Raw genomic sequence first — 4,355 nt, forward strand, 5'->3', positions numbered from 1 at the left:
CGCCTTGCGTATGAGCCATGCCGTCGCGCGTTTGCGCTGCGCGCGCATTGCGCGTAGTGAAAAACCCTTCCTGGCCCGCGGCTCCAAGGCCGTGCGTTGCCAGCGCTGTCGGCTCGCCCTGAGCCATTGCCTGTGCGCCTGGCGTCCGCAGGTCGAGGCCAGGTCGGGCATGTGTCTGCTGATGCATGATGTCGAGGCGCTCAAGCCGAGCAATACCGGTTGGCTGATTGCCGATGTCGTGACCGACACGTCGGCCTTCGGCTGGCTGCGCACCGCGGTCGAGCCCGCCTTGCCGGCGCTGCTGAACGATCCGCAGTGGCAGCCCTATCTGGTGTTTCCCGGCGAATACGCCGAGCCTGAGCGGGTGGTCAGTGAGGTGCAGCATGTGCCTGGCAAGCGGCCGCTGTTCATTCTGCTCGACGCGACCTGGACCGAGGCGCGCAAGATGTTCCGCAAAAGCCCCTACCTCGACGGCTTGCCGGTGCTCAGCCTGCAGCCCGAGCAGTTGTCGCGTTACCGTCTGCGTCGCTCCACCCGCGACGATCACCTGTGTACCGCCGAGGTGGCGGCGCTCTGTCTGGAGCTGGCCGGCGATCAGCATGCCGCCGCCGCGCTGAATGCCTATCTGGATGTCTTCAGTCAGCACTACCTGGCGGCTAAAGCTCCACGCGCGGTTGATCTGGACGACGCCCTGCATCGGCATTTGCGGCTGTTTCTGTAAGCAGTTGGCTGGCGAGCTCGGCAGGCTTTTTCGGCCATAGTTGCGCCAACAACATGCCGGTGAGCATCAGCGCACAGCCGAAATAGCCGCGCAGTTGCAAGGTTTCGCCCAGTAGCCAGGCGCCCGCAACGGCGGCAAACACGGCTTCCAGCGAGAGGATGATCGCGGCATGCGAGGCGATCGCATGCTTTTGCGCCACCACCTGCAGGGTAAAGCCGATCGCCACGCCGAACAGGCCGCCATACAGAATCGCCGGCCCGGCGGCGATGATCGCCTCGGGGCGGATGTCCTCGAAGATCAGCGCCAACAGCAGGCTGATCAGCGCGCAGGTGGCGAACTGCACCACGGCCAGGCGCAATGGGTCATGGCGTCTGGCGAAAACCCCGACCAGCAGCACATGCACCGCCCAGACGCAAGCACCGGCCAATTGCAGCCAGTCGCCGGAGGCGACCTGAAAGCCTTCGCCGACGCTGAGCAGGAACATGCCGAGTACTGCCAGTGAAGCGCCCAGCCAGATGCCCAGCCCCGTCTTGTGGCCGAGCAGCAGGCCGAGCAGGGGCACGATGATCACGTACAGTCCGGTGATGAATCCGGCATTGGTGACGCTGGTGAAGAGCAAGCCGACCTGCTGCAGGTTGATCCCCAGGGCCAGTGCCAAGCCCATCAGGCCGCCACCCAGCAGCAGGTGGCGGTTCAGCGGCGCGATGGGCGTGCTGCGTGCGCGGCGCTCGAGTAGCGGCAGCAGTGGTAGCAGGATCAATACCGCCAGAGCAAAACGCAGGCCGCTATAGAGGAAGGGGCCGATCGAGTCCATGCCCAGGCGCTGGGCGACGAAGGCCGAGCCCCAGATCATGGCCGTCAGCAGCATCAAGAGGTCGGCGCGCAGGGCCTGGCTTCGCATAAAACAGTCTCGTTGGGCAAAAGACCAGACTGTGCCGCAAAGCAACGCGCTTGACCACTCCGAGATCGCTCGGCATGCTGGGCGCCGTCTTAGGCGCATTATGCGATTGCCCGTGTACTATGTGCGGCTAAATCCAGCCGCCTGTCGTGCTCCACCCGCCGGGCATGCGCTAGCGGTACTCACATAACAAGAACAGGATCTGCTATGGCCGCTTATGAAATCCTGATTGCCGACGATCATCCGCTCTTTCGCAGTGCACTGCAGCAGGCACTGACCCTGGGGCTTGGCCCGCAAGTGAGGCTGGTAGAGGCGGCCAGCATCGCCGAGTTGGAAACCTGTCTCGCAGAAAAGGCAGATTGGGATCTGGTTTTGCTCGACCTCAATATGCCCGGTGCCTATGGCTTTTCCGGTCTGGCGCTGCTGCGCGGGCAATACCCGCAGGTGCCGGTGGTGATGGTCTCGGCGCAGGAAGATGCGGCGGTGGTGGCGCGGGCTCGCGAGTTCGGTGCCAGTGGCTTCATTCCCAAGTCCAGCTCCCTGGAAAGCATCCAGCAAGCCGTACAAGTGGTGCTCGATGGCGATACCTGGTGGCCGGAGCAAACCGAGGAGGCCGCCCAGGTCTCTGCCGAGGCCAAGGCCGCCAGCGCTGGTCTGGCCAGTCTGACCCCGCAGCAGTTTCGCGTGTTGACCATGGTCTGCGACGGCCTGCTGAACAAGCAGATTGCCTACGAGTTGAGCGTTTCCGAGGCCACGGTGAAGGCGCATGTCACGGCGATTTTCCGCAAGCTCGGCGTACGTACCCGCACCCAGGCGGCGCTGCTGTTGCAGCAGATGGAATCGATCCCGAGCAGTTGAACAGCGGGGCGATGCGAGCCACCGCCGTCATCAGGCTGCTGCGCTGGCTACCAGCGCAGCAGCCGAGCGTTCTGCACTGCCTCTCAGGCAATGTTCGGCAGCACTATCTCATCGCTGCGCCTGGCTCCGGCAGTCAGCGCCCGGCATAGCTCGATAAATTCGCGCATGGCGGCGGTCTGGTATTTCTGCTTGTGCCAGATGAAGTAGAACTGCCGACGCAGATCCAGTTCGGGGGTTTCCACCGCCACCAGGCTGCCGCGGCGGAACGCATCGCGCAGGGCCAGGCGCGAGATGCAGCCGATGCCCAGGCCCGACTCCACCGCACGCTTGATCGCTTCGGTGTGCTCCAGCTCCAGGCGCACGTTCAGCGAGCGCGGGTGATGACGCATGGCCTGATCGAATGTCAGGCGGGTGCCCGAGCCCTGTTCGCGGAGGATCCAGGCTTCCCGGGTCAACTCGTTCAGGCTGGCCTCGCCGCGCTTGGCCAGGGCATGCTGCGGGGCGCAGAACACCACCAGTTCGTCCTTGACCCAGGGTTGCACTTCGATATCAGGGTGCTGGCAGTCGCCTTCGATCAAGCCCATATCCAGCTCATAGTGGGCGATCTGCTGCACCACATAGGCGGTGTTGTGGACCTGCAGTTTCACCCGGCATTCGGGATGGCGCTGCATGAAACTGCCGATCAGCAGGGTGGCCAGGTAGTTGCCCACCGTCAGGGTGGCGCCGACATTCAGCGAGCCGAAGCCGCTCTTGCCGCCCAGCAATCGTTCGATTTCCTTGGCCTGATCGAGCAGGGCCACCGCTTGCGGCAGCAACTGCGAGCCCAGGGCATTGAGGATCAATCGCTTGCCGGCGCGGTCGAATAATTGACAGTCGGTTTGCCGCTCCAATTCACTGAGCGAGGTGCTGGCCGCCGATTGCGACAAGGCCAGGGAGTCGGCCGCGCGGGAGACGCTTTCCTGCTGGGCCACGGCGACGAATACCTGGAGTTGTCTGAGGGTAAATCGCATATCTATATAACCGATAACGGATATCTTAATTATCCACTTAACAGATATTCTGCCTGCGTCTAGAATCCGCTGCAACCGCAACGCCCCGTGATTCTTGAGGACCTAGCATGAGCAACCTGAACGTCGAGCGTGTACTCAGTGTTCATCATTGGAACGATACTCTCTTCAGCTTCAAGACCACCCGCGATCGGGGCTTGCGCTTCGAGAATGGCCAGTTCGTGATGATCGGCCTGCAGCAGGACAATGGCCGGCCGCTGATGCGTGCCTATTCCATCGCCAGCCCGAACTACGAAGAGCACCTGGAGTTCTTCAGCATCAAGGTGGCGGATGGTCCGCTGACCTCGCGGTTGCAGCACCTCCAGCCCGGCGATGAACTGATGGTCAGCCGCAAGCCCACCGGCACCCTGGTACTCGACGACCTGTTGCCCGGCAAGCACCTGTATCTGCTCAGTACCGGCACTGGCCTGGCGCCTTTCATGAGCGTGATCCAGGATCCGGAAACCTACGAGCGCTACGAGAAAGTCGTCCTGGTACATGGCGTGCGTTACGTCAACGAGGTGGCCTACCGCGAGTTCATCACCGAGCACCTGCCGCAGAACGAATACTTCGGCGACGCCTTGAGGGACAAGCTGATCTACTACCCGACCGTGACCCGCGAGGAGTTCGAGAACCAGGGCCGCCTGACCGACCTGATGCGCAGCGGCAAGCTGTTCCGCGATATTGGCCTGCCGCCGATCAACCCCCAGGATGACCGCGCGATGATCTGCGGCAGCCCGAGCATGCTCGACGAAACCGCCGCCGTACTCGACAGCTTCGGCCTGAAGATCTCCCCGCGCATGGGCGAGCCGGGCGACTACCTGATCGAGCG

General features: G+C 63.1%; 5 protein-coding genes. 3 read left to right on the forward strand and 2 right to left on the reverse strand.

Annotated features, from left to right (window positions below; all coding sequences use genetic code 11):
- The first annotated feature begins 10 nt into the window (after positions 1–10).
- Positions 11–721, forward strand: a complete 711-nt coding sequence (locus ABZE94_RS20675; RefSeq protein WP_372877999.1) for a tRNA-uridine aminocarboxypropyltransferase — start codon at positions 11–13, stop codon at positions 719–721.
- Here the strand turns inward: ABZE94_RS20675 and ABZE94_RS20680 are convergent.
- The gene (locus ABZE94_RS20680; protein ID WP_372877992.1) at positions 657–1,622 is read right to left on the reverse strand and encodes a DMT family transporter; all 966 of its coding nucleotides are present in this window, start codon (positions 1,620–1,622) and stop codon (positions 657–659) included. The genes ABZE94_RS20675 and ABZE94_RS20680 overlap by 65 nt on opposite strands.
- A gap of 204 nt (positions 1,623–1,826) precedes the next feature.
- Between ABZE94_RS20680 and erdR the strand changes: the two genes are divergently transcribed.
- Complete coding sequence (gene erdR, locus ABZE94_RS20685) at positions 1,827–2,477, forward strand: response regulator transcription factor ErdR (protein WP_372877994.1); 651 nt, start codon at positions 1,827–1,829, stop codon at positions 2,475–2,477.
- Between the two features lie 83 nt (positions 2,478–2,560).
- On the opposite strand, the gene ABZE94_RS20690 is transcribed toward erdR, so the two are convergent.
- Positions 2,561–3,487 carry a LysR family transcriptional regulator gene (locus ABZE94_RS20690; RefSeq protein ID WP_372877996.1) on the reverse strand — a complete coding sequence of 309 codons (927 nt, stop codon included), beginning with the start codon at positions 3,485–3,487 and terminating at the stop codon, positions 2,561–2,563.
- Positions 3,488–3,594: 107 nt separating this feature from the next.
- On the opposite strand from ABZE94_RS20690, the gene fpr reads away from it, so the two are divergent.
- Positions 3,595–4,355: ferredoxin-NADP reductase (gene fpr, locus ABZE94_RS20695; RefSeq protein WP_372877997.1), on the forward strand; the 761-nt coding region annotated here is incomplete at its 3' end.

The organism is Pseudomonas sp. (assembly GCF_041601375.1).
Lineage (GTDB): Bacteria > Pseudomonadota > Gammaproteobacteria > Pseudomonadales > Pseudomonadaceae > Aquipseudomonas.

What these genes read in the sequence shown, in the direction of transcription:
- ABZE94_RS20675 (WP_372877999.1), top strand. Translation starts at nt 11, where the DNA reads ATGAGCCATGCCGTCGCGCGTTTGCGCTGCGCGCGCATTGCGCGTAGT.
- ABZE94_RS20680 (WP_372877992.1), bottom strand. Translation starts at nt 1,622, where the DNA reads ATGCGAAGCCAGGCCCTGCGCGCCGACCTCTTGATGCTGCTGACGGCC.
- erdR (WP_372877994.1), top strand. Translation starts at nt 1,827, where the DNA reads ATGGCCGCTTATGAAATCCTGATTGCCGACGATCATCCGCTCTTTCGC.
- ABZE94_RS20690 (WP_372877996.1), bottom strand. Translation starts at nt 3,487, where the DNA reads ATGCGATTTACCCTCAGACAACTCCAGGTATTCGTCGCCGTGGCCCAG.